Source organism: Pseudomonas sp. RA_105y_Pfl2_P56, assembly GCF_963970845.1.
Lineage (GTDB): Bacteria > Pseudomonadota > Gammaproteobacteria > Pseudomonadales > Pseudomonadaceae > Aquipseudomonas > Aquipseudomonas baetica_A.
Map to the genome: position 1 here is coordinate 1 of NZ_CAXAPL010000050.1, position 23,006 is coordinate 23,006.

22 protein-coding genes are annotated in these 23,006 nt (G+C 58.5%); 6 read left to right on the top strand and 16 right to left on the bottom strand.

Annotated features, from left to right (window positions below):
* Together AACY11_RS24915 and AACY11_RS24920 are read left to right on the top strand one after the other, a co-directional pair.
* A partial coding sequence (locus tag AACY11_RS24915) for an RHS repeat-associated core domain-containing protein (protein WP_339495956.1) occupies window positions 1-686 on the top strand: 686 nt, incomplete at its 5' end.
* Window positions 687-696: 10 nt separating this feature from the next.
* Window positions 697-1,113, top strand: coding sequence for a hypothetical protein (locus AACY11_RS24920; RefSeq protein WP_339495958.1), 417 nt, complete (start codon window positions 697-699; stop codon window positions 1,111-1,113).
* Between the two features lie 85 nt (window positions 1,114-1,198).
* Here the strand turns inward: AACY11_RS24920 and AACY11_RS24925 are convergent, their stop codons facing one another.
* Together AACY11_RS24925 and AACY11_RS24930 are read right to left on the bottom strand one after the other, a co-directional pair.
* A complete protein-coding gene (locus tag AACY11_RS24925) occupies window positions 1,199-2,989 on the bottom strand; it encodes a bifunctional diguanylate cyclase/phosphodiesterase (protein WP_339466472.1) in 1,791 nt (596 codons plus the stop codon).
* A gap of 133 nt (window positions 2,990-3,122) precedes the next feature.
* Window positions 3,123-5,207: a carboxy terminal-processing peptidase gene (locus AACY11_RS24930; protein ID WP_339433942.1), complete on the bottom strand. Its 2,085-nt coding sequence runs from the start codon at window positions 5,205-5,207 to the stop codon at window positions 3,123-3,125.
* 138 nt (window positions 5,208-5,345) lie between these two features.
* Between AACY11_RS24930 and AACY11_RS24935 the strand changes: the two genes are divergently transcribed.
* Window positions 5,346-6,308, top strand: coding sequence for a zinc-binding dehydrogenase (locus tag AACY11_RS24935; RefSeq protein ID WP_339495960.1), 963 nt, complete (start codon window positions 5,346-5,348; stop codon window positions 6,306-6,308).
* 116 nt (window positions 6,309-6,424) lie between these two features.
* Here the strand turns inward: AACY11_RS24935 and AACY11_RS24940 are convergent, their stop codons facing one another.
* From AACY11_RS24940 to AACY11_RS24965, 6 genes are all read right to left on the bottom strand, one after another.
* Window positions 6,425-7,078 (bottom strand): HAD family hydrolase, encoded by a 654-nt coding sequence (locus AACY11_RS24940; protein ID WP_339433944.1) that lies wholly within the window; start codon window positions 7,076-7,078, stop codon window positions 6,425-6,427.
* Window positions 7,079-7,112: 34 nt separating this feature from the next.
* Window positions 7,113-8,102 carry an ABC transporter ATP-binding protein gene (locus AACY11_RS24945; RefSeq protein WP_339495961.1) on the bottom strand — a complete coding sequence of 330 codons (990 nt, stop codon included), beginning with the start codon at window positions 8,100-8,102 and terminating at the stop codon, window positions 7,113-7,115.
* The gene (locus AACY11_RS24950; protein ID WP_339433946.1) at window positions 8,099-8,899 is read right to left on the bottom strand and encodes an ABC transporter permease; all 801 of its coding nucleotides are present in this window, start codon (window positions 8,897-8,899) and stop codon (window positions 8,099-8,101) included. The genes AACY11_RS24945 and AACY11_RS24950 overlap by 4 nt, the downstream gene beginning before the upstream one ends.
* On the bottom strand, window positions 8,886-9,722 hold the full coding sequence (locus AACY11_RS24955; protein ID WP_339433966.1) for an ABC transporter permease: 837 nt from the start codon (window positions 9,720-9,722) through the stop codon (window positions 8,886-8,888). The genes AACY11_RS24950 and AACY11_RS24955 overlap by 14 nt, the downstream gene beginning before the upstream one ends.
* Window positions 9,723-9,727: 5 nt before the next feature.
* Entirely contained in the window at window positions 9,728-10,534 is an 807-nt protein-coding gene (locus AACY11_RS24960) for an alkaline phosphatase family protein (RefSeq protein ID WP_339495962.1), read from the bottom strand.
* Window positions 10,535-10,633: 99 nt separating this feature from the next.
* The gene (locus tag AACY11_RS24965) at window positions 10,634-11,701 is read right to left on the bottom strand and encodes an ABC transporter substrate-binding protein (RefSeq protein WP_221734243.1); all 1,068 of its coding nucleotides are present in this window, start codon (window positions 11,699-11,701) and stop codon (window positions 10,634-10,636) included.
* 351 nt (window positions 11,702-12,052) lie between these two features.
* Between AACY11_RS24965 and AACY11_RS24970 the strand changes: the two genes are divergently transcribed.
* Window positions 12,053-12,766, top strand: a complete 714-nt coding sequence (locus AACY11_RS24970; protein WP_339433948.1) for a UTRA domain-containing protein — start codon at window positions 12,053-12,055, stop codon at window positions 12,764-12,766.
* Between the two features lie 59 nt (window positions 12,767-12,825).
* On the opposite strand, the gene AACY11_RS24975 is transcribed toward AACY11_RS24970, so the two are convergent.
* The 8 genes from AACY11_RS24975 to minC form a co-directional block, all read right to left on the bottom strand.
* Window positions 12,826-14,979, bottom strand: coding sequence for a mechanosensitive ion channel family protein (locus tag AACY11_RS24975; protein ID WP_339495963.1), 2,154 nt, complete (start codon window positions 14,977-14,979; stop codon window positions 12,826-12,828).
* 77 nt (window positions 14,980-15,056) lie between these two features.
* Entirely contained in the window at window positions 15,057-15,233 is a 177-nt protein-coding gene (locus tag AACY11_RS24980; protein ID WP_339433950.1) for a hypothetical protein, read from the bottom strand.
* A gap of 196 nt (window positions 15,234-15,429) precedes the next feature.
* Window positions 15,430-16,719 (bottom strand): M18 family aminopeptidase, encoded by a 1,290-nt coding sequence (locus AACY11_RS24985; RefSeq protein ID WP_339433951.1) that lies wholly within the window; start codon window positions 16,717-16,719, stop codon window positions 15,430-15,432.
* A gap of 178 nt (window positions 16,720-16,897) precedes the next feature.
* Window positions 16,898-17,998 (bottom strand): hypothetical protein, encoded by a 1,101-nt coding sequence (locus AACY11_RS24990; protein WP_339495964.1) that lies wholly within the window; start codon window positions 17,996-17,998, stop codon window positions 16,898-16,900.
* 49 nt (window positions 17,999-18,047) lie between these two features.
* Window positions 18,048-18,683, bottom strand: coding sequence for an RluA family pseudouridine synthase (locus tag AACY11_RS24995; RefSeq protein ID WP_007960625.1), 636 nt, complete (start codon window positions 18,681-18,683; stop codon window positions 18,048-18,050).
* A gap of 91 nt (window positions 18,684-18,774) precedes the next feature.
* Window positions 18,775-19,029 carry a cell division topological specificity factor MinE gene (minE, locus tag AACY11_RS25000; RefSeq protein WP_007940845.1) on the bottom strand — a complete coding sequence of 85 codons (255 nt, stop codon included), beginning with the start codon at window positions 19,027-19,029 and terminating at the stop codon, window positions 18,775-18,777.
* Window positions 19,029-19,841 carry a septum site-determining protein MinD gene (minD, locus tag AACY11_RS25005; RefSeq protein ID WP_007913953.1) on the bottom strand — a complete coding sequence of 271 codons (813 nt, stop codon included), beginning with the start codon at window positions 19,839-19,841 and terminating at the stop codon, window positions 19,029-19,031. Before minD ends, minE begins: the two co-directional genes overlap by 1 nt.
* A 169-nt stretch (window positions 19,842-20,010) precedes the next feature.
* Complete coding sequence (minC, locus tag AACY11_RS25010; protein ID WP_339433954.1) at window positions 20,011-20,748, bottom strand: septum site-determining protein MinC; 738 nt, start codon at window positions 20,746-20,748, stop codon at window positions 20,011-20,013.
* A gap of 117 nt (window positions 20,749-20,865) precedes the next feature.
* Here minC and AACY11_RS25015 point away from each other — a divergent pair, with 117 nt between their 5' ends.
* The gene (locus tag AACY11_RS25015) at window positions 20,866-21,798 is read left to right on the top strand and encodes a lipid A biosynthesis lauroyl acyltransferase (RefSeq protein ID WP_339433955.1); all 933 of its coding nucleotides are present in this window, start codon (window positions 20,866-20,868) and stop codon (window positions 21,796-21,798) included.
* 32 nt (window positions 21,799-21,830) lie between these two features.
* Window positions 21,831-22,988 carry a patatin-like phospholipase family protein gene (locus tag AACY11_RS25020; RefSeq protein WP_339433956.1) on the top strand — a complete coding sequence of 386 codons (1,158 nt, stop codon included), beginning with the start codon at window positions 21,831-21,833 and terminating at the stop codon, window positions 22,986-22,988.
* Window positions 22,989-23,006: the final 18 nt, after the last annotated feature.

Below are 23,006 nucleotides of genomic sequence, written 5' to 3' on the forward strand. Positions count from 1 at the left end.
GGCACCGGTATTACGACCCACGGCTGGGCAGGTATCTGACACCGGACCCGGTGAAGTTGGCGGGTGGGTTGAATCAGTATCGGTATGTGCCGAATCCGACGGGGTGGGTGGATCCGTTGGGGTTGAGTTCCAATTGTCCGCCGCCGAAGAAGCCGGGTTGTACGGTGCCGGGTGATGTAAGTGGAGCTAAGGTCAATGAAGGTGAGCCAGCGCTGCCGAAGATGACAGCGCAGGAGCGGAGGGCGAGGATTGATGAACTGGCGGAGGAAAATGCGAAGCGTGAAGTTTTGAAGCTGGAGAAAAAGTACAAAATGCATACCGTCGCGAAGCATAACCCGGAGATACCGGACAAGGCGCTGAAGCAGAGATCCATTGACGGTAGTCATCCGACAAAAAAAGGAGTGAAGGAAGGTGTTAATTCAAGCTCTCAATTTAAGAGCTGGTTGCTTCAGCTTCATGCGATTAATGATGCTATTTCCCGAATGAGTCGAAAGCCACCAGCACCTACTGGATTTACAAAGACAGGTGATCCAGTTGTAAGGAAGGAAATGCCAAATGGTGGTAGAGGATATAAGCCGAATAAAAAGGATAAACAAAATCCAAAATATATTGATGAATTAAATTACTCAGAAGTACGGTTTGATAGTAAAGATATTAAGAAGCCTTATACAGCATTCCCAGATTAAGGTAGTCATTATGTTGAAGTGGCCAGAGTTCGATTTTCCATTTGTTCCTCAGCTATCTTACTGGCTTGGAGGGATAGAGATATATGATCGTGAAGAAACTTTAGGGGGTTTATTGTCAGCCTATGATCCTAATAAACACTCCGATAGAGAGGTGGTAATAAAGGAGTTTATTCTCAAGAATTTCCCCGGATTCACATATAGACATAAGTTTTTGATGGTGAAGGTTCTTGAGGATGCTTTGAACTCACCCGGATTTAATTTTTCAGAGCAGTTTGAGGATGACTACGACTCAAACACCAGCGTTGCATGGGGTGAAATGATGGTGAATGATCCGCGCGAATTTTTTGAAGATATATATAAATTAGCCAGTGAGCAGTGGAGTGAAGATATAGACAAGGCAAGGGCGGAGAATCAGTCGACTTGGTGATTATTTACGAGCCTTAAACCTGATTGTCTGGGCAGACCTCTTCGCGAGCAAGCCCGCTCCCACAGGGATTTTTGTTGTTTGGGAGTTAGCGTTGGCCGATTAGTTGTGGAGGATGTAGATCGGACGCAGTGAGGCTATCAATCACATGCACGCTATACCCCGGAACATTCTTCGCATGATGCTTGGCCTGCGATGCCATTTCCGCGAGTTGACTAGCATCGAGTTGTGCGCAGGCTTCGGGGTGTAGATGCACGACGCCGATGGACAGCGACAACAGCGGAAACTCCTGCCGCACCCCTTGGCGATTCGGTGCGATGAAACAGCCAGCTTCGAGGTGTTCGGGGCGATAGAAGCGCCGGCATTGGCTCTGGAAATCATCGAGCAGTTGATTGAGGCGTTTGCGCCAATCCTCGGGGCCAAGGACCAGGAGGAAGTCGTCGCCGCCAATATGGCCGACGAAGTCGCGCGACGGGTCGACGCGCTCGTTTAGGCATTGCGCCAGACACAGCAGGACTTCGTCACCGCGCCCATAGCCATAAATGTCGTTGAAGGGTTTGAAGCTGTCGATGTCGACGTAGCAGATGACCGACTCGCGGCCCTGTTGCAGCAGGCGCGTCAGGCATTGCTGGATCGGCACGTTGCCGGGCAGCAGGGTCAGCGGGTTGGCGTAGCGGGCTTGCTGGATTTTCAGTTCGGTGATCAGTTTGAGTACGTCGATCACGCGGCCGAGGCCGAGGTAGCTGCCGTTGAGCGTGATGATGAAGTCTTCTTCGATGCGCTGACGGGCACGGCTGGTGATCAGGCGGCTGACCTGTTGCAGCGACTGGCTCATCTCCACGGCCAGGAAGTCGTCGTTCATCAGTCGGCTGATGGGTTTGCGTGCGAACAGGTCGGTGGCGAACGGTTTGAGCAGAGCATCCGAGAGGGAATGACGATGGACGATGCCGCACGGTTGGCCTTGTTCGTCGAGTACTGCCAGTGAGTTGAGGTTGGCTTGGCGACGGAAGGCTTCCAGCACGGTGGCGGTGGGTGTGTCGCGCGGTACGGCCGATTGGTCGTTGAGCAGGGCGCTGAGGTCGCTGCCTTCGTCGTTCAGCGCGACGGCGCTGCTGTCGTGCTTGGGCATCAAGGCGCGGGCATCTCGAGGCGGGTGCTCCTGTGGACGTCCCAGCAAGTAACCCTGCACCAGATCGACCCCCATCTCTGTCAACACTGCCAGCTCTTCCGGCAGTTCGATGCCTTCGGCGATGACTTGTGCCCGGGATGCTTTGGCGATTTGCAGGATCGAGCCGACGAACTCACGCTTCAACGCGTCCTGATGTATGCCATCGATAAAGTGCCGGTCGATCTTCACGTAATCCGGACGCAGTTCCGACCATAGACGCAGGCTGGAATACCCGGCACCGAGGTCATCCAGTGCAATCGAAAACCCCATCGCCCGATAGTGATGCAAAGCGGTTTGCAGCAACTGGAAGTCATCGATCGGGGTTTGTTCAGTGAGTTCTATCACCACCTGACTCGGCGGGATGCCGAAGTCTTGCAGCAATTGCAGTGTCCGCCCTGGCTGATGCGCTGCTTCGAGCAAGGACTCCGGCGAGACATTGAGAAACAGCTTGCCCGGTAATTGCTGCTCGTTGAAGCGACGGCAAGCGCTTTGTCGGCAGGCGATTTCCAGTTCGCTTAGACGACCGGCCTGACGCGCCACTGCGAACAACGCGATAGGTGAGTGAAGAGGGCTGTTGGACGGACCACGGGTGAGGGCTTCGTAGCCAAGGATACGTCGCTCGGAAAGGCAAATGATCGGCTGGAACAGGCTGTTTAAACCGCTTTGAGTCAGGATCGAGCTCAAGGCACTCAGCTGTTCGGTCGTGGTCATGGCGATCTCTGGCGATAAAAAAGGACTGGGAGCGTTCTCGGTGAAGAGAGTGGCTCCCAGTCCTTTATTGCACGACAGAATGATGACTGTTTGATGACGATCCGGGGATCGTCAGCATTAAATTGCCATCACCTTACTTCTTCGCCACCTGATTACTCAGCTTCAGGTAATCCAGCAGAACCCGGCCGGTCTCGGCCAGATAGGCGTCGTCTTCCGGTTTGACTTTGTCCGGATCGGCTGCGGCGAGAGCGTCTTCGTCTTCTTTCTTCAGCTCTTTGAGCGGTTCTTCGCCCTTGGCCTTGCGACGGATGTTCTCCATCACCAGTTGCTTGGCATCGATGTCGGCATGCTGGGCGCGGCGCTCGGTCTCGTTGAGGCTGACGGTTTTCTCCTCCATCAGCTTCTGTGCCAGTGCCAGCTTGTCGCGGATGAACACGAACTCGGCGTCTTTTGCAGAGCGGGTATCATGCTCGGACTTGAGTCGCACCAGGTAGGGCTTGAACGGATCGGCCGCCGGTTTGATTGCTGCCTTGATGGTGTCCCATGGCATGGCTTCCGGCAGAGCACTCTCGCCGATTTCCTTGGTGTCGATCAGCGACGGGTAGTCGATGTCCGGCAGTACGCCCTGATGCTGGGTGCTCTGGCCGGAAACCCGGTAGAACTTGGCCAGGGTCAGTTTCAGTTCGCCGTGGTTGAGCGGCTGAATGGTCTGCACGGTGCCTTTGCCGAAGGTCTGGCCACCGATGATCAGCGCGCGGTGATAGTCCTGCATGGCACCAGCGAAGATCTCCGAAGCCGATGCGGACAGGCGGTTGACCAGCAGCGCCATCGGGCCTTTGTAGAAGGCACCCGGGTTTTCATCCTCAAGCACGTCGACGCGGCCATCGGCGTTACGCACGAGTACGGTCGGGCCCTTGTCGATGAACAGGCTGGTCAGCTCGGTGGCTTCCTGCAGAGAGCCGCCGCCGTTGTTGCGCAGGTCGATGACCACGCCGTCAACTTTGTCTTTCTGCAACTCGGTCAGCAGTTTCTTGACGTCGCGGGTGGTGCTCTTGTAGTCCGGATCACCGGCACGGAACGCCTTGAAGTCGAGGTAGAAGGCCGGGATCTCGATGACCCCAAGCTTGTAGTCCTTGCCGTCCTGTTTCAGATGGAGGATGGACTTCTTCACGGCCTGATCTTCGAGCTTCACCGCTTCACGGGTGATCGAGACGATCTTGGTGGTCTGGTCGTTCGGCGCATTGCTCGCCGGAATCACTTCCAGGCGCACCACGGTGCCTTTCGGGCCGCGGATCAGTTTGACCACTTCGTCCAGACGCCAGCCGACCACGTCGACCATCTCTTTGTTGCCCTGCGCAACGCCGATGATTTTGTCGGCCGGTGCGACTTGCTTGGTCTTGTCGGCAGGGCCTGCCGGCACCAGGCGCACGACTTTCACTTGATCGTTGTCGCTCTGTAACACTGCACCAATGCCCTCGAGGGACAGGCTCATGTTGATGTCGAAGTTTTCCGCGTTATCCGGCGACAGATAGTTGGTGTGCGGATCGTAAGACATGGCGAAGGTGTTGATGTACGCCTGGAAGATGTCTTCCGGACGGGTCTGGTCCAGGCGCGCCAACTGGTTCTTGTAGCGCTTGGTCAGGGTTTCCTGGATCTGCTTCGGCTCTTTGCCGGCGATCTTCATCCGCAGGACTTCGTCCTTGACGCGTTTGCGCCACAGGTCGTCGAGTTCTGCTGTGGATTTGAGCCAAGGGGCGTCCTTGCGATCGATCTGCAAGGTTTCCTTGGTGGTGAAGTCCATCTTGTCGACGCCTTTGTTCAGCTCGGCAAGCGCGAAGTCCAGACGCGCCTTGACGCGGTCCAGATAGCGCTTGTAGATGGTGAACCCGGCGTTGAGGTCGCCGCTTTTGAGGAAGTCGTCGAACTGGGTCTTCCACTTGTCGAATTCGGCGATGTCGCTGGCCATGAAGTAGCTGCGCGATGGGTCCAGCAGCTTGAGATAGCTCTCGTAGATGATCACCGAGCGCGCGTCGTCCAGCGGCGGCTTGCTGTAGTGGTGGCGCTTGAGCAACTCGACGACGTTCAGGCTGGCGATGACCTCATCGCGATCAGGCTGCAACTTGTCCCAGCTGTTGGCTGCGAAGGTATTGCCCGACACCGGCAACAGGCCGATACCGATAAAAAGAGCGAGGGCGGTGCTGGGGAGCAAATGCTTCATGCTGATTCGACGCGGGGACAATTGATAACGCATATTAGGCCGTCTTTGAAGTCGCCGGATCTACAAGAGCCGGTCGCATAATGCAAAAAGCCCGGCGCTACAGCTTCGGGCTCAGTCCAGACTCACTATGGAGGCACTGTGAAGGCATTGCAAGGCGTTGAAGGTCAAGTGGTATGGGTTGAAGAGGCGAGTCCTACGTGCGATGTAGGACAAGTTCGCATCCGAGTGGCGGCAGCCGGCCTTAATCGTGCCGACTTATTGCAAAAGGCAGGGCTTTATCCGCCGCCGCCAGGGGCCAGCCGAGTGCTGGGTCTTGAGTGCTCCGGGGTCATCAGCGAGGTCGGTGCGGGCAGTTCGTGGCAGGTCGGTGATCGTGTCTGCGCCTTGTTGGCTGGGGGCGCGATGGCCGAAGAGGTGGTGGTCGACGGGCGTCACGTATTGCCGGTACCCGAGGGTGTTTCGCTGGTCGAGGCCGCGGCATTGCCCGAGGTTTACGCAACCGTCTGGTTGAATGTGTTTCAACTTGCGGCGCTCAAACCGGGTGAGAAAGTTCTCTTGCACGCCGGGGCAAGTGGAATTGGTTCAGCCGCTATTCAGCTGTGCAAGGCGTTTGGCAACCCATGTTGGGTCAGCGTCGGCTCGACCGAGCGTTTGGCTTACTGTGAGGCGCTGGGGGCCCAGGGCGGGGTGGTGCGTACCGATGATCTGGAAAGCCTGAGCGACTTCGGTCCGTTCGATGTGATCCTCGATCCGGTGGGCGGCAATTACTCTGCGCTGAATCTCAAGTTGATGGCATTGGATGGGCGTTGGGTGTTGATCGGTTTGATGGGCGGCCGTGAGGCGAAACTGGACCTGGCGCAGGTGTTGGCCAAACGCGTGCAACTGCTGGGCTCGACATTGCGCAGTCGTGACGATCAGTTCAAGGCCGATCTGTTCAGTGACCTGAGCCAGCATGTATGGCCATTGTTCGCTGAAGGGCGGTTGAGCCCGCAGTTGGCCAAGGCCTTCCCGATCAAGGATGCCGAGGCGGCGTTTGCCGAGCTGGCGAGCAATACCGTGGCGGGGAAGGTGGTGTTGGTGATTGATGAAAGTCTGAGCTGACACCACACAACCATTGTGGGAGCGGGCTTGCTCGCGAAAGCGCAGTGTCGGTCGATAGATTATTGACTGATCCACCGCCTTGGCGAGCAAGACCGCTCCCACATTTGGATCTATGTTTACTTCCAGAGATGAATTGGCCAGCCGGCCTTTTCGGCGTGTTCAAGCAACACCGGATCCGGATTGACCACATGCGGGAAATCCACCTTCAGCAACAACGGCAGATCATTGCGTGAGTCGGAATAAAAACTCGCACCTTCCAGGTTCTCTTCCTCAGCATCCAGCCATTCCAGCAGGCGGGTGATCTTGCCTTCGCGGTAGGTCAGGGTGCCGACAGTCTGGCCGCTGTACACGCCGTGCGCCAGGTCCAGTTCGATGCCTAGAATCTCGTCGATGCCCAGTCGATCGGCAATCGGTTTGACCAGATGGGTGCCCGACGCCGAGATCACCAGAATCCGGTCGCCCGCCTTGCGATGGGCGGCGATGGTTTTGGTGGCGTCACTGAAAATGATCGGCTCGATGAAGTCTTCCACCCACGGGCCAACCAGATGTTCGACTTCTTCCGGCGAACGGCCGATCAACGGCTCCAGGCTGAACGCCATGTAGTCTTCCATGCGCAGTTTGCCATGGCTGTAGGCGTCCATCAGTTCGTTGTTCTTGCGCATGAACGACTCGGGATCGACCCAGCCCAAACGGCCCATCTGCTCACTCCAGAGGGTGGCGCAGTCGCCGTGGATCAGGGTTTCGTCCAGATCAAAAATTGCCAGGGCCATCAGTGCAGTTCTCTCTTCAACTTCAGCGAAGTCATCAGGCTACCTCACACAGGGCCGCCGGATCGATGGAAAGCGCCAGACGCTGACCGTCCGGGTGCAGATCGGCCGCCGAGCGGTTGAGTACATCCACCACCAGTTCGACGCCACGGGCTTCGATCCGATAACGGATGACATTGCCGAGCAGGCTGTGGCTGCGGATCTGTGCGTCGAGTTCGCCATTGAGGCTCAGTTCGATGGCTTCCGGGCGAATCGCGATGCGGTGGTGGATCGGCCGTTGCAGCAGTTTCGAGGCGCTGTCAGCATCGAGCAGATTGTAGTTGCCGATGAAGCCGGCGGCGAACAGATCGACCGGCGCGGTGTACAGGGTTTCGGCGTCGCCGCTCTGGACGATTTTCCCCTGGTTCATCAGGAAAATCCGGTCAGACATGGTCAGGGCTTCTTCCTGATCGTGGGTGACGAAGATCGTGGTCAGGCCGAGTTCGCGCTGGATCTGACGGATCTGTTCGCGCAGGTGTTTGCGAATGCGCGCATCAAGGGCTGACAGCGGTTCATCCAGCAGTAACAGGCGCGGGCGAGTGACCAGCGAGCGGGCGAGGGCGACACGCTGACATTGGCCTCCGGACAATTGATGCGGATAGCGGCGGGCAAAGTCGTTCAACTCAACAAGTTTCAACACTTCGGTGACGCGCTTGTGGCTGTCGTCGGCATTGACCTTTTGCATGCGCAAACCAAAAGCGACGTTTTGTTCCACGGTCATGTTGGGGAACAGCGCGTAGCTTTGAAACACCATGCCGATTCCGCGTTTCTGTGGGCTCAGCGGCACGATATCGACGCCATCGAGCAGGATCTTGCCGGCATCGACCGGCGTCAGGCCGGCGATGCAACGCAGCAGCGTGGATTTGCCGCAACCGGACGGGCCGAGCAGGGTGACGAATTCGCCCTTGTTGATTTCGCAGTTGATGTCGCTGAAAACCGTGGTGCCAGAATAGTTTTTCTGCAGATGTTGGACGCTGACATAGCTCATTGGCTTTTGTCCTTGTTCAAGATGTTGGCGATCCAGGTCAGGACCAGCACGAAAAAGAAATACGAGATGACCAGCGCACTGGTGAAGTGGCCGCTGCTGTTGCGCATGTTGTTGAGGTAAACCTGCAGGGTTTCGTAGCGCGTGCCGACGAGGATGTTGGCGAACACGAACTCGCCGAACAGGAACGAGAACGACAGCAACAAGGCCACCATCAGCCCTTTACGCAGATTGGGCAGCACCACCAGAAACGCCGCCTGAAAGGTGCTTGCACCGAGCAGTTGTGCGGCGTCCATCAGGTCGCGCAGGTTGATCGCTTGCAGGTTGTTGGTAATCGCCCGGTACATGAACGGCAGTGCCACGGTGAAGTAGCAACCGATCAGAATCCAGGGCGTGCCGACCATCGCCATCGGCCCGGAACCGTACAACTGCAACAAGCCGACCGAGGACACCACGGGAGGCACCGCGAAGGGCAGCAGGATCAGGATGTTCATCAGGGCATCGAGTTTCGGAAAGTGGTAATGCACCACAAACAGCAGCGGCAGAATCAGCACCACCGACAGCACCAGCGCGCCGACACACACCAGCAATGATTGACCGAACGCGTGCAGGAAACGCGGATCGCTCCACAACTGGATGTACCACTTGAAGGTGAAACCGCTGGGCAGGATCGTCGCCGACCAACTGCTGGCGATCGAGTAGACCAGCGTTCCGGCGAGCGGCAGCAACAGAATGGCAAACAACAGGTAGACCACGACGCGGTGGTAGAGACCGGCCGGGCCGGATTCAGCGCGAGACATGGTAGCTCCTCTTCAGCAGCAGTTGATGCACGACGGTGACGATGGTCATCAGCGCTATCAGCACCACGGCCAGCGCACTGGCCAGATTGGGATCGAGCGAAATATCGCCGGAGACCATCGCCGCGATGCGGATCGGCAGCACGTTGAAGTTACCGGTGGTCAGGGCGTAAACCGTGGCGTAGGCGCCAAGGGCATTGGCCAGCAGGATCACGAACGTGCCAAGCAGCGCCGGGGTCAGCACCGGCAGACCGATGTGTCGCCAGAACTGCCAGCCGTTGGCGCCCAGCAGCGAAGCCGACTCGCGCCAGTCTTCACGCAAGGCGTCGAAGGCTGGGTAGAGCAGCAGTACACCGAGAGGAATCTGGAAGTAGGTGTACAGGATGATCAGCCCGGTTTTCGAGTACAGGTTGAAGTCTTGAATGATTCCGGTCTGCTTCAACATCAGTGTGATGCTGCCGTTGAAACCGAGCAGGATGATGAACGCGAAGGCCAGAGGCACGCCGGCAAAGTTGCTGGTCATGTTGGCAAAGGCATTGACGAAATTGCGCAGTTTCGAGTCGACCTGGCGCAGGGAGTACGCTCCGAGCACGGCGATGATGATGCCGAATACGCTCGACCAGAAACTGATCTCAAGGCTGTACTGGATCGCCTGTCGATAGAACTTCGAACTGAAGATTTTGGTGAAGTTTTCCAGGCCCCAACCAAACTCTTCCGATTGCAGACTGTTGATCATCACCCAGACCAGCGGGGCGATTTCGAACACGATGAAGAACACTGCGAAAGGCACCAGGCACAGCGCAGCCAGCCATTTACCACGATTCATCGCGTTCACTTGAGTAACTCCCGGCAGACGGGTTTGTCGTGGGGCACGCCGAGCAGTTCGCAGACGGTGCCGCAAATGTCGGTCTGCTTTGGCGCAGCGGCAGCGTTGAGGCTGAAGGCGTCGCCGAGGACGAACAGCGGCACTTGGCGTTCTTCCGGGAGCAAACCGTTGTGCGAGCGATCGTTGTTCATGCCGTGGTCGGCGGTCACCAGCACTTGATAACCGGCATCGAGCCAAGCCTGCAGATAATCGGCGAGGATGATGTCCGCCGAGCGCGCGCTGTTGCGGTATTGCGGGGTGTCGAGGCCGTGCTTGTGGCCGGCGTCGTCAATGTTCATTGGATGGATCAGCAGGAAGTTCGGCGCATGGCGCAGGCGCAGGTTTTCGGCGTCGGCGAACAGGTGCGAATCCGGGTAGTGATCGTTCCAGTAGAAATGCCCATGCTGGATCGGCAGCGATGGATCGTCGGTGTGACGGTCGCGGGCGGCCTCGAACGGCGAGCGGTTATACAGTTCACTGACCCAGTGATAGGCCGCTGCGGCGGTTTTCAGGCCGGCGTCGCGAGCATAGTGATAGATGCTGCGCTGATTGGACAGGCGCGAGACGTTGTTGTGGACGATGCCGCTGTCGATGGGCGGCACGCCGGTGAGGATGCATTCATAAAGCGGTCGGGACAGGGCCGGCAACTCGCACTCCAACTGGTAGAGCGCGGCGCGTTCTGCGCCAACGTAAGCCTGCAGATGCCCCATGGCGTGACGTGCGACCTCGTAGTTGAGACCGTCGAGCACGACAAGGATGACGTTGTGCTTCATAGGGGCAAAAACTCCGCGAAATTTTCAAAAACTCTAAATCAACTCAATCCACTCCCACAGCTGGATCCCTGGTGGGTCCAGCTGTGGTGAGCTTCAGGGTTATTTCATCTCTACGATGACTTCTTCGTTCCACTTCTGCGGCAGGGATTTGGAGGTTTTTTCCCACGCATCGGCGTCTTTGATCGGGGTGACGTTTTTGTACTGCTCGTTCGGCAGCAGTTTGGCTTTCACGTCTTCGGGCAGTTGCAGGTGTTCGGCGCGGATCGGACGGGCGTTGCCGCGAGCGAGGTTGGTCTGGCCGGCGTCGCTGAAAATGTATTCGCGGGTCAGCTTGGCGGCGTTCGGGTTTTTCGCGTACTTGTTGATGATCGTGGTGTAGCCGGAAATCACCGAGCCGTCAGACGGGATCAGCACCACGTAGTCATCCGGGTTGGCCATCTTGGCCTTGTAGCTCAGGCCGTTGAAGTCCCAGACCACGCCGACTTCGATTTCGCCTTTTTCCATGGTGGCGATGGTCGGGTTGGCCATCGACAAACGACCTTGCTTGGCGATGTCTGCGAACATCAGCAGGGCAGGCTGGATGTTTTTCTCGTCGCCGCCGTTGGCCAGTGCCGCAGCCAGTACACCGTTGGCCGCTTGTGCAGCGGTGCTCACGTCGCCGATGGACACCTTGTATTTGCCGCCCTTGAGGTCAGCCCATTTGGTCGGCACTTCGGAGCCGTGCAGCAACTTCTTGTTGACGATAAACGCGATGGTGCCGGTGTAGGCCAGTGCCCAGTTGCCGTCCTTGTCCTTGGCCCATGCAGGCACTTGATCCCAGGTGCTTGGCTTGTAAGGTTGCACTACGCCTTGCTTGACCGCGATCGGGCCGAAGGCAGCACCGACGTCGCCGATGTCAGCGCTGGCGTTGTCTTTCTCGGCGGCGAATTTGGCGATTTCCTGGGCCGAGCTCATGTCGGTGTCGATGTGTTTCAGACCGTAGGTCTTGGCCAGGTCTTCCCAGGTGCCTTTCCAGTTGGCCCAGTCATCGGGCATGCCGACGCTGTTGACGGCGCCTTCCGCTTTCGCAGCGGCTTCGAGGGTTTTCAGGTCGGTGTCGGCCGCCATGGCGGCTGTACACATTGCGATGGTCGAGCCTAACAGTGTTGCCAGGAAAAGCTGTTTCATTACGAAGCTCCTTGGTCGTGTTCAACGCTGCGATTGCGGTTTGTGTTGGTCTAGGTCAGCAATACCTGAGCCAATTTAAGGGTGCTGGATGACACTTTGATGTCGATGGCCTTGCGCAAGACCCTTTATTTGCCCTGGATCGGCGAGTGCCAAGTAAGCGTAGACCATGCTCAAAGCCCCGCAGGGCAGGGAAACTGGCCGGTGTATTGCAAGTCGTGAGAGCGACCGCTGGGCAGTTTTGTCATCTCTCGGTCATCTGCACTGCCTAGGCTTGCTACACACTCAAACGGTTCATTGGCCGTTCGGTTTTGCCCCGAAACAGTGCTGGTCTAGTCCAGATAGGTAACGTTGATGCGCGATGAGGCAACAAAAGCGGTGACAGCCATTGGGCAAATCCTGCAGGAGCAGCTCGACCACGGGCTGTTGGCTCCCGGCAGCAAGTTGCCGGCCGAGCGCAAGCTTAGTGAGTTGTTCGGCACGACCCGCATTACGGTGCGTGAGGCCTTGTTGCAATTGGAGGCGCAGGGGCAGATTTATCGTGAGGAGCGGCGTGGCTGGTTCGTCTCGCCGCCGCGTCTGGCGTACAACCTGATGCAGCGCAGCCACTTTCACGCGATGGTCAGTGCGCAGGGGCGGGTGCCGTCGACCGAGGTGATTTCGGCACGACTGCAGCCGGCGTCGGCGGCGGTATGTGCGTGGTTGCAGTTACCGGCGCTGTCGAGCGTGATTCAGATTTGCCGGTCGCGGCGCATTGATGGGCGGTTGGTGCTTTATGTGGAGCACTATTTGAACCCGCGGTTTTTTCCGGGAATCCTTGAGTTCGATTTGAATCAGTCGATTACCGAGTTGTATGCGCGGCATTACGATTTGCACTATGGACGGGTGCGCTTCGAGATTGTGCCTACGTCGTTGTCTGTTGATGCGGCGGCGGCTTTGAAGGTGTCGGTGGGGAGCCCGGGACTGCGGATTGCTCGGGTCAATTATGACCAGCATGAGCGCTTGATTGATTGTGATCTGGAGTTTTGGCGCCATGATGCGATTCACGTCGGTGTTGATGTGGTTTGATCTTGGCGGCCTCTGGGCCGATCAGGTTCTTGATGGGGTGAATATCCGCTGCTTAAGCGCTATTCCTTCGGCTGACCACCGCCGGCAGTGATCACTTGCACGCTCATCCGCGGCGTCGCCAGATCCAGTCCTGCCTCATCCAGATGTCGCTTGAGCGACAGGTTGAAGGCTCGGGAAACTTCCCACTGTTTGATCGGCGCGGTCTTGAAGCGGGCGCGCAGAATCGCGCTGCCGGATTCGAAACTTTCCACACCTTGAATTTCCAGTGGGGACCAGATGTTGCGGCGTTGCAGCGGGTCGGTGCGCATTTTCTGGCCGACTTCGCGCATCAGCTTGATCGCGTCGTCGATTTCCATGTTGTACGGCACTGCCACGCGGAAGATCGCGTAGCCGAATTCCCGCGAATAGTTCTTGATGCTTTTGATTTCGCTGAACGGGATGGTGTGGACGATGCCGTCAATGTCACGCAGGCGCACGGTGCGGATGGTCAGGCCTTCGACGGTGCCGAGGTGACCGCCGACATCCACGTAATCATCGATGGCCAGGGAGTCTTCGATGATGATGAACAGGCCGGTGATCAAATCTGCCACCAGCGACTGTGCACCGAAACCGATGGCCAGACCGATCACACCGGCACCGGCCAGCAGTGGCGTGACGTTCATGCCCATGTTCGCCAGGGCGACGATCAGCGCAATGATGAAAATCGTGATGAACAGGACGTTGCGGATCAGCGGCATCATGGTTTGCGCGCGTGCGTTGGCCAGACCTTTGCGCGAGCGCGTGAGGGCGTGGTGCACGGCGGTGTCGCTGAGTATCCAGATCAGCCAGGCGAAGATCAGCGTGCCGATCAGGCTGAACAGTTTGACGCTGATATCGTGACCTTCGCCCTCGGTGAAACCGATCAGCGACATGCCCCAGACGCGCAGCCCCAGCTCAATGAACACCAGCCACACGAGCAGGTGGGCGAGGGTGTAGAAAAAGCTCTTCAAGCGATCGGAATACAACGCATGGCGTTTCGGCCCGCGTGGGGGTTTGAGCGAATGGCGGCGCACCAGCCCGTTGATGACCATGCACAACACCAACAGCACGGTGCAGAGCAGCGACTGGCGCAGCGCGGTACTGGTGTCACCGGCGGAGACGAAAGTGGCGAACAGCGAGATGCCGACCAGCACCAGTGCTGGCACGTACCAGAAGGTACCGAGGATTTCGATGGTGTCGCTCAGGGCACGGCGGGTCAGGCGGCGTGACAGCGGTTGGTTGCGAATCAGGTGCGCGATCGGCCGGCGGAAACGCAGGATGAATAACCCGGTAGAGAGTGCCGCAAGGACATTGGTAACCGTTGCAGCGGTATGCGCAAGATGCACGCCGAGACTCTCGATCAGGCGCGGATCGTTCAGCGCTTCGCCGAAGGCGGCGAAGCTGCCGATCAGCCACAGTGGCCGAAACGCCTGATGGCGCAGGATGTACAACGCGCGATGACGGTGCGGACCGTCGAGCACGGAAAAAGCGATCACGCAGATCGCCGAGAAACAGGTGCCGACCACCAGCGCATAGGCCAACACCATCGCCAGACTTTTGCCCAGTGACGATGGCAGGGCGTAGCTCATGTAGACGGTAATGACCAATGCAATCAGCCATGGCCCGAGTTTGCGCAGTGCGAAGCGCAGCATGTCGAGGGCCTTGGGATGCTGTGGCAGTTCTTCGGTGAGACCGAAACGCATGCGTACCCGATGACCGAGCCAGATCAGCGCGGCGGCGAGCAGACTCCAGAGCATCAGAATCACGGCGAAGCCGAAGATGATCGGCAGCCATTCACTGGCCGGCAGCATCAGGGCTTTGAGCTCATCCTTGGCCAGATCGAACTCGTTGGACCAGCGGTTGATCGGGCTGTCGGCACCGGAAAACTGCTTCTCGAAATTGGCCAGCGTGCCGCCGATCAACCCGAGTACGCCTTCTTCGGGAGAGGCTTGGGCTTTTTTCGTGGCATCGCGCAATTTCTTCAAATCGCTCAGCAACTGCGCACGTTGCTTGTCGTTTTCCAGCGACCTGATGACTTCGTCCAGCGACTGGTCGAGCGGTTCCTGAGCTTCGGGTTGGGCCTTGGTGGTGTTGAGCAGGCCCGGCAGACCGACCGCTTGCGCCGGTGCCATGGGCAGTAGCGTCATCAGGCAAATGAACAACAGACTGGGCAAAGCAAAAAGACGAGCGAACACTAGGCGGTCAACCTCGCAAGGGGCGGATTCGCTGGAGTGTACGAGGGCGCATTACTCAATGCGAGCCGGACGCGGATTTATTCGTTGAGTTTGGCGAGGATCTTGTAAACCACGGTGGCGAGGATCATCAGCATGCCGACCCACATCGCGAACACACCCATGTTCTTGTCGCGGAAGTTGAAGCCGACGGCCAGCAGAATCATTGCGCACAGGATGGGAATGAGCATGGCGTGGAAGGAGGACATTGAGATCATGGTGACTGCCTTGTCGGAGGGGATGATTCAAGTCTAGGTCGGTTTTGTTTGAGTCGGGGTGATGTGAGTCAGAATTGAGTCGCAGCAAGGAAAAGTCGGTATTCCCCGAACTGGCGCTTTCGCGAGCAAGCCCGCTCCCGCATTTGAAATGCATTCCAGTGTGGGAGCGGGCTTGCTCGCGAAGCTTTTAACGCTGTTATGGCAATTCGCGGCAGGCGTAGAACGCGCTCAGCACTTTGACCAGGTGCGCCAGGTCGTGGCTGCCGCACAGTTCGCGGATCGAGTGCATGGCGAAGGTCGGCAGGCCGATATCGACCGTGCGTACGCCCAAGTGGCTGGCGGTGATCGGGCCGATAGTCGAGCCACAGCCCATGTCACTGCGCACCACGAAGCTTTGCACCGGCACTTCTTCGGCCATGCACAGATGGCGGAAGAACCCGGCGGTTTCGCTGTTGGTGGCGTAGCGCTGGTTGCTGTTGACCTTGATCACCGGGCCGGCGTTGAGTTTCGGGCCATGGTTGGCGTCGTGCTTGTCGGCATAGTTGGGGTGTACGCCGTGGGCATTATCGGCCGAGACCAGCAGGGATTTCTGAATGGTGCGAACGAACTCGTCACCTTCTGGCAACAGACGGCGCAGGGTCTGTTCCAGCATCGGGCCATCGGCGCCGCACGCCGAGCAGGAGCCGACTTCTTCGTGGTCGTTGCACACCAGCACGCAGGTTTCGTCGGTTTCGGCAGTCAGCAAGGCTTGCAGGCCGGCGTAGCACGACAACAGGTTGTCCAGGCGGGCGCCGGCAATGAAATCACCATTGAGGCCAATCACCGCAGCGCTTTGTGTGTCGTAGAAGCTCAGCTCGTAATCGAGCACCACATCGGCATTCAGACCATGTTCGCGGGTCAGTTGATCGGTCAGCACGGCGCGGAAGTCGACACGCTCGTCACCGGCAAACTGCGCGAGGATCGGCGGCAATTCGGTCTGGGCATTGATCGCCCAGCCTTGATTGGCTTCGCGGTTGAGGTGAATGGCCAGGTTGGGAATGATCGCGATCGGTGCTTTGAAGTCGATCAGCTGGCTTTCGACCTTGCCGTCGCGGCGGAAGGTCACGCGGCCGGCCAGCGACAGGTCACGGTCGAACCACGGGGCGAGCAGGGCGCCGCCGTAGACTTCGACACCCAGTTGCCAGAAACCCTGGCGCTGTAGTTCCGGTTGCGGCTTGACCCGCAGGCATGGGCTGTCGGTGTGCGCGCCGACCAGACGGATACCGCCATGCAAAGGCGAGTGGCGGCCCATTTTGATCGCGACGATCGAGGAGTCATTACGGGTGACGTAATAGCGACCGTTGGCTTCGGTGGTCCATGGCTCGCGCTCGTCGAGGCGCACAAAACCGGCGGCCTCCAGACGTTGAACAAGGCTGGCAGTGGCGTGGAACGGGGTAGGGGAGGCCTTGAGAAAGTCGATCAGGCCTTGGTTCAACTCTTCGCGCATAAGAAACTCCAGACAGCAGTGGGCGGGAGTTTAACGCATCGGCTCGGGAATTGGCGCGGACTGAAATCGATACCCGGGGGAGTAAGCCTGCTTGCAAAAGCGTCAGGTCAGTCGACGTCGATTCGACAGACACACTGCTGTCGCGAGCAAGCTTGCTCTCACAAGGGGAAGGTAGGGTTCACCGGGCGGCGGCCAGGCTGTTTTTCAGGTGGCTCATGATGATTTTTTCGTCTTCCGGTTTATTCGGACGCGGCAGCTCTTGCGGCCAGCGGTTGTGGCTCAGCAGTTTTTTCTGACGGCTTTCGTCCCAGCGCAGTATTTCCCGCGAGGCACATTCCCACCATTCGTGTCGGCATGCGCTGTAATACTGATCCTCGGGTATGGCGCTGCCATACAGCAGGTCGCGGCCAACCTTGCGCAGAGGGCCTTTGAGGTGGCGCAGTCTCCATTTGATTTTAAAGCGCTGCCAAGCGGACGGAAACGGTTTGACGCTCGGCACATCCGTACACAGATCCACCAGGCGTTGGCTGAACTGTTCACCATGTTGAGAGAAGAAGTACGCATGCATCCCATGGAAGAAGCGTTTTTCAGCGAAGTAGTGATAAACGTGTTGGCGCGCCTCCACCACCTGACGGCCACGCATGGCATACGACAGGGCGATCTGTTCGATGGTGTGGATTTCGAAGCCATCGCGGGTCCATTCATCGATCAGGCGGATCGACTCTTCGAACAGCGCCGAATCACTACAGGTCACGCCACACAAACCACTGTTGTAGAGTTTGAAACCGTTGTCCGGCGTCACTCCGTGGCTGCGTAAGTCTCGGCCCAGTTTTTGATAGGCGGTGCGCTGGTGCACATCTTTCCAGTCGTATTCGAAGCGATCCATCACCGAACGACTCGGCTCGATGAATTTGAACAGGCGGCTCGGGTGGCTGGTGAACAGCGTGTCGGTGTCGACGAACAGGGTCTTTTGCGCCCACTGCATACCGGCGGCGATGGCGCAGGCTTTGCGTCGGTGGTGATAGCCGTGAGTGCCTTGCCAGCGGGTCTGTGTCGCCTCGTCCAGCAGCACGGTGTCGACCGGCCAGTCGGCGTAGTCTTCGGGCCGATCGGTCAGAATCCTGATGGCTGGACGCTCGCCGTTTTTGGCATGGGACAGCGCGGTCAGGATGCTGAACTTGGCTTCGCGTCGGTACACATCCTGATTGCCATAGACCAGGTAAAGCAGTTGGTGGCGAACTTTTCTGAGGGAAGGCACCAAGGGATCAATGCAATTCATTCGAAACTAAATCCTTGTCTTAACTACAGCACTGGTACTCAAACAGTACTTAGAACGGTGCCGGGCACTCGAAGCGCAGACGTTCGCCCGTTTGCGGATGGGTGAAGCTGAGCATGCTGGCGTGCAGGCACAGGCGTGGCCAGGCGGCCAGGGCTTGCTCATGTGCGTAGAGGCCATCACCGAGCAGCGGGTGACCGATGGACAGCATGTGTACGCGCAATTGGTGCGAGCGGCCGGTGATTGGCGTCAGTTCGACGCGACACCAGTCGCCGCAACGTTCCAAAACGCGCCAGAAGGTCAGCGCATGTTTGCCGAATTCGTGGTCGACCACATGACGCGGCTTGGTCGGCGGGTCGTAGCGCAGCGGCAGGTCGATGCTGCCACTGTCCAGTTCCGGTTGACCCCACGCCAACGCGGTGTAGGCCTTTTCGGTTTCGCGGTCGTGAAACTGGCGCGACAGTTCGCGATGGGTGTCGGCGTCACGGGCCAGCAGAATGATGCCGGACGTTTCCCAATCCAGGCGATGGACGATGCGCGCTTCCGGGTAGCCGTTTTCCTGCAGGCGGGTAATCAGGCAGTCCTTGTTGTCATCGGCGCGACCGGGCACCGAGAGCAGCAGGGTTGGCTTGTCGACCACCAGTACGGCGGCGTCCTGATGGATGATGCGGATGTTGGACAACGGCATTAAAACAGCCTCGTAACAAATGCCAACGGCGGTTCAGGGCCATTCCACTGTCGGAATGGCCCTGAACCGCCGTCGTTCCTGCTGGATCGACTCAGCGATCAGGCAGGGTGATGTTGAGTTCCAGAATCGAGCAACTGCCCTGGTTTTCCAGCGCTACATGCACGTCATCGGAGCCGATGTTGACGTACTTGCGGATCACTTCGACCAGCTCTTTCTGCAAGGCTGGCAAGTAGTCCGGCGTGCTGCGCTGGCCGCGCTCATGCGCCACGATGATCTGTAGACGCTCTTTCGCTACCGAGGCGGTACTTGGCTTTTTGTTGGCACGAAAGAAGTCAAAAAGGTTCATTACCTACCTCCAAAAAGTCGCTCGAAGAATCCCTTCTTCTCGACATCGAGGAAACGGTGGGCTTTTTCTTTGCCCAACAGGCGGTCGACGGTATCGCTATAGGCCTGACCGGCATCGCTCTGGTCGTCGAGAATCACCGGCACACCCTGGTTGGATGCCTTGAGCACCGCTTGGGATTCCGGGATCACGCCGAGCAGGGTGACCGAGAGGATTTCCTTGACGTCTTCGACGCCGAGCATTTCGCCCTTTTCAACTCGCTCCGGGTGATAGCGGGTAATGAGCAGGTGTTCCTTGATCGGGTCTTCGCCACGTTCGGCGCGTCGCGATTTGCTGGCCAGCAGGCCGAGCATGCGGTCCGAATCTCGTACCGAGGACACTTCCGGGTTGGTCACGACGATCGCTTCGTCGGCGAAGTACATCGCCAGGTGCGCGCCTTTCTCGATGCCCGCCGGGGAGTCGCAGACCACGAACTCGAATTGTTCCTTGAGCTCCATCAGGACTTTTTCCACGCCTTCGACAGTCAGCGCGTCTTTGTCGCGGGTCTGACTGGCGGCCAGTACGTAGAGGTTTTCCAGACGTTTGTCTTTGATCAGAGCCTGTTGCAGGTTGGCTTCGCCGTTGACCACGTTGACGAAGTCATACACCACGCGGCGCTCGCAACCCATGATCAGGTCAAGGTTACGCAAGCCCACGTCGAAGTCGACGATCACTGTTTTGTGGCCGCGCAGAGCGAGGCCGGTACCGATAGCGGCGCTGGTGGTGGTCTTACCCACACCACCCTTGCCGGATGTAACCACGAGAATCTTGGCCAAGGTGTTTCACCCCTAAGGAAGAAGGACTTTTTAGCCCCTGAAAAACATCTCTTGAAAACTACTGCAGTCGGACAGCCTTGGCTGGAATTCGGCTTTTGGCCTTTTTCCTACTTCGTTTGAGCCGTTTTCGCTACGTTTTAGAGATGCTTGGAAAATGCGGCAGTATCCGTTAAAGCCGAATGATGTTCAACACGTCGCCCGACAGGCTGACCTGGACGCCCGAGCCCCACATTGGATCGCGACGCAGGTCTTCGGAAACCTTGTAGTGGCCGGCGATGGAGATCAGTTCAGCGCTCAATTGCTGACAGAAAATCCGTGCCTTGGTGTCACCTTTGACGCCAGCCAGCGCACGACCGCGCATTGGGCCGTATACATGGATGTTGCCATCGGCCAGAAGTTCCGCCCCCGGACTGACGGAGGACACCACTACCAAATCGCCACCCTCGGCATATATCTGTTGGCCACCACGCACTGGCGTAGTGATGACGCGGGTCGGTTTGATGGTCGGCTCCGGCGGTTTTTCCGGTTTCTTTTTGACTTCGGCTTCAGTGGGTTCCAGCGGCCTTTCACGGGCGCCGGACGGCGGCAGTACCGGAATGTCGATGGCGATGGCAGCGGCGATGTCTTCGATGCGGCTGGCGCGAATCGCCAGGGTGCGCAGGCCATGCTGACGGCATACGCGCATCAGCCCCGGCAGATCGACCGCGCCTTCGCTCGGCGGCAGCTTGTCCAGTGCCAGAACCAGCGGTGCATTGCTGAAAAAATTCGGCGCCTGGGCGACTTTGGCGGCCAACTGCCGATCGAGGTTTTCGAGGTCGTTACGGGCCAGTTCCAGCACAGTGATGGCCAGCATGCTGCCCTTGAGCTGAAATACGGGATCTTGGTCTAACGGTTCGGTTTGGCTCATGTCGGCATACAACGGCTTGTCACTAAAAGTGCCGAGACTTATAACGAGAACGCCGACGAGCCGCAAGCCGGGTCGAACGATGTAGAATGCGCGGCCACTGTATTTACGGAAGCTTTAATGGATCGCCCGCGTTTTCGAACAGCATTTCTTTCTCCACGCTTCTGGCCGCTCTGGTGCGGTCTGGCGCTTTTGTGGCTGATCGTGCAATTGCCGTATCCGGCATTGCTGACCATCGGTCGAGTTCTGGGCGCGTTGATGTATCGCGTGGCGGGCGACCGGCGGCGTATCGCCAAGCGCAATCTTGAACTGTGCTTCCCGGAAAAATCCGCCGCCGAACGCAAGCGTCTGCTCAAGGAAAACTTCGCCTCCACCGGCATCGCCTTTTTTGAGATGGCGATGAGCTGGTGGTGGTCTCGTGAACGGCTGGCGAAACTGGCCCACGTCGAAGGCCTTGAGCATTTGCAAAAGGCTCATCGTGAGGGCAAGGGCGCGATCCTGATGGCCGCGCATTTCACCACGCTGGAAATCGGCGCGGCCTTGCTCGGCCAGCAGCACACCATCGATGGCATGTACCGCGAACACAAAAACCCGTTGTTCGACTTCGTTCAGCGTCGGGGCCGCGAGCGGCACAACCTCGATTCACTGGCGGTGGAGCGCGAGGACGTGCGCGGCATGCTCAAGCTGCTGCGCTCGGGTCGGGCGATCTGGTACGCACCGGATCAGGACTACGGTGCCAAACAGAGTATTTTTGTGCCGCTGTTCGGCATTCAAGCCGCGACCGTGACCGCGACCAGCAAATTTGCTCGGTTGGGCAAAGCGCTGGTGGTGCCGTTCACGCAGGAACGTCTGGCGGACGGCAGCGGTTATCGGTTGGTGATCCACCCGCCACTCGAAGACTTCCCCGGTGAGACTGAAGAAGCCGACTGTATTCGTATCAACCAGTGGGTCGAGAGTGCGTTGCGTGCCTGCCCCGAGCAATATCTGTGGGCGCATCGTCGCTTCAAGAGCCGCCCACCGGGCGAGCCGAAGTTGTACGCCAAACGCGGTTGAACCCATTTCTTTAAACACCATGGAGCGTTGCGATGAGCCCAGCTGAACCGGTCACAGGTTTGATTCTTTCCGGCGGCGGGGCTCGGGCGGCGTATCAGGTGGGCGTGCTGGCGGCGATTGCCGAATTGCTGCCGTTGGGCGCTGACAATCCGTTTCCGGTGATCGTCGGCACCTCGGCCGGGGCGATCAACGCCGTCAGCCTGGCCAGCGGCGCCACCGACTTTCGTGCCGCTATCGAACGCCTGACGCTGTTCTGGCAAGGCTTTCGCAGCCATCGCGTGTTGCGCAGTGACTGGCCTGGCGTGATTCGTCAGGCCAGTCGTTTCGTCAGCCACAGTTTGCTCGGCATGGGGCGGCACCTGCCGGTGGCTTTGCTCAACAGTTCGCCACTGCGCGAGCTGCTCAATGAAAAGCTGCACATGCCTGGCATTGCCGAGTCCATCGCTCGCAAGCAATTGCATGCTGTTGCAGTCACTGCGTTCGGCTACGAGTCGGGGCAGGCGGTGACGTTCTATCAGGGCGGCGGCGCCATTGATGCTTGGTTACGGCATCGACGGATCGGTGTGCCGACGCAGTTGTCGGTGGACCACTTGCTCGCGAGTTCGGCCATCCCCTTGTTGTTCGCACCGGTGAAAATCGGCGAAGAGTATTTCGGTGATGGCGCGGTACGGCAGTCCGCGCCGATCAGCCCGGCGCTGCACCTGGGGGCGAGTCGGGTGCTGGTGGTCGGCGTCAGCGGAAACCCGCGCGGTGTCGACCCGCAGCAGCCGCTGGAACGCGCTTACACGGGGCTGCAACCGACGCTGGCACAGATCGGCGGCCACATGCTCAACAGCACGTTCATCGACAGCCTGGAAAGCGATATCGAGTTGCTTGAACGCTTGAACCAGTTCAGCCATCTGATGCCCGATGGCACGCCAAAGCGCGCCTTGGGCGTGGCGCCCGTGGAGGTGCTGGTGATTTCCCCCAGTCAGCCGATCGATGAGATCGCGGCGCGGCATCGGCAGGAGTTACCCGCGGCGTTACGCCTGTTCTTGCGCGGCCCGGGTGCGACCAAGACCAGCGGGGCGGGGGTAATGAGTTATCTGCTGTTCGAGGCGGGGTATTGCAGCGAGTTGATTGATCTGGGGCGGCGCGATGCGTTGGCCAAGCGCGAGGCGTTGTGCCGTTTTCTCGGGTTGCCCGTTTAACAACCAACGTTCACAGCC

Bases quoted from the DNA above. Each gene is read 5' to 3' on its own strand.
- AACY11_RS24920 (WP_339495958.1), top strand. From the start codon at position 697: ATGTTGAAGTGGCCAGAGTTCGATTTTCCATTTGTTCCTCAGCTATCT.
- AACY11_RS24925 (WP_339466472.1), bottom strand. From the start codon at position 2,989: ATGACCACGACCGAACAGCTGAGTGCCTTGAGCTCGATCCTGACTCAA.
- AACY11_RS24930 (WP_339433942.1), bottom strand. From the start codon at position 5,207: ATGAAGCATTTGCTCCCCAGCACCGCCCTCGCTCTTTTTATCGGTATC.
- AACY11_RS24940 (WP_339433944.1), bottom strand. From the start codon at position 7,078: ATGGCCCTGGCAATTTTTGATCTGGACGAAACCCTGATCCACGGCGAC.
- AACY11_RS24945 (WP_339495961.1), bottom strand. From the start codon at position 8,102: ATGAGCTATGTCAGCGTCCAACATCTGCAGAAAAACTATTCTGGCACC.
- AACY11_RS24950 (WP_339433946.1), bottom strand. From the start codon at position 8,899: ATGTCTCGCGCTGAATCCGGCCCGGCCGGTCTCTACCACCGCGTCGTG.
- AACY11_RS24955 (WP_339433966.1), bottom strand. From the start codon at position 9,722: ATGAATCGTGGTAAATGGCTGGCTGCGCTGTGCCTGGTGCCTTTCGCA.
- AACY11_RS24960 (WP_339495962.1), bottom strand. From the start codon at position 10,534: ATGAAGCACAACGTCATCCTTGTCGTGCTCGACGGTCTCAACTACGAG.
- AACY11_RS24965 (WP_221734243.1), bottom strand. From the start codon at position 11,701: ATGAAACAGCTTTTCCTGGCAACACTGTTAGGCTCGACCATCGCAATG.
- AACY11_RS24970 (WP_339433948.1), top strand. From the start codon at position 12,053: ATGCGCGATGAGGCAACAAAAGCGGTGACAGCCATTGGGCAAATCCTG.
- AACY11_RS24980 (WP_339433950.1), bottom strand. From the start codon at position 15,233: ATGATCTCAATGTCCTCCTTCCACGCCATGCTCATTCCCATCCTGTGC.
- AACY11_RS24985 (WP_339433951.1), bottom strand. From the start codon at position 16,719: ATGCGCGAAGAGTTGAACCAAGGCCTGATCGACTTTCTCAAGGCCTCC.
- AACY11_RS24990 (WP_339495964.1), bottom strand. From the start codon at position 17,998: ATGAATTGCATTGATCCCTTGGTGCCTTCCCTCAGAAAAGTTCGCCAC.
- AACY11_RS24995 (WP_007960625.1), bottom strand. From the start codon at position 18,683: ATGCCGTTGTCCAACATCCGCATCATCCATCAGGACGCCGCCGTACTG.
- minE (WP_007940845.1), bottom strand. From the start codon at position 19,029: ATGAACCTTTTTGACTTCTTTCGTGCCAACAAAAAGCCAAGTACCGCC.
- minC (WP_339433954.1), bottom strand. From the start codon at position 20,748: ATGAGCCAAACCGAACCGTTAGACCAAGATCCCGTATTTCAGCTCAAG.
- AACY11_RS25015 (WP_339433955.1), top strand. From the start codon at position 20,866: ATGGATCGCCCGCGTTTTCGAACAGCATTTCTTTCTCCACGCTTCTGG.
- AACY11_RS25020 (WP_339433956.1), top strand. From the start codon at position 21,831: ATGAGCCCAGCTGAACCGGTCACAGGTTTGATTCTTTCCGGCGGCGGG.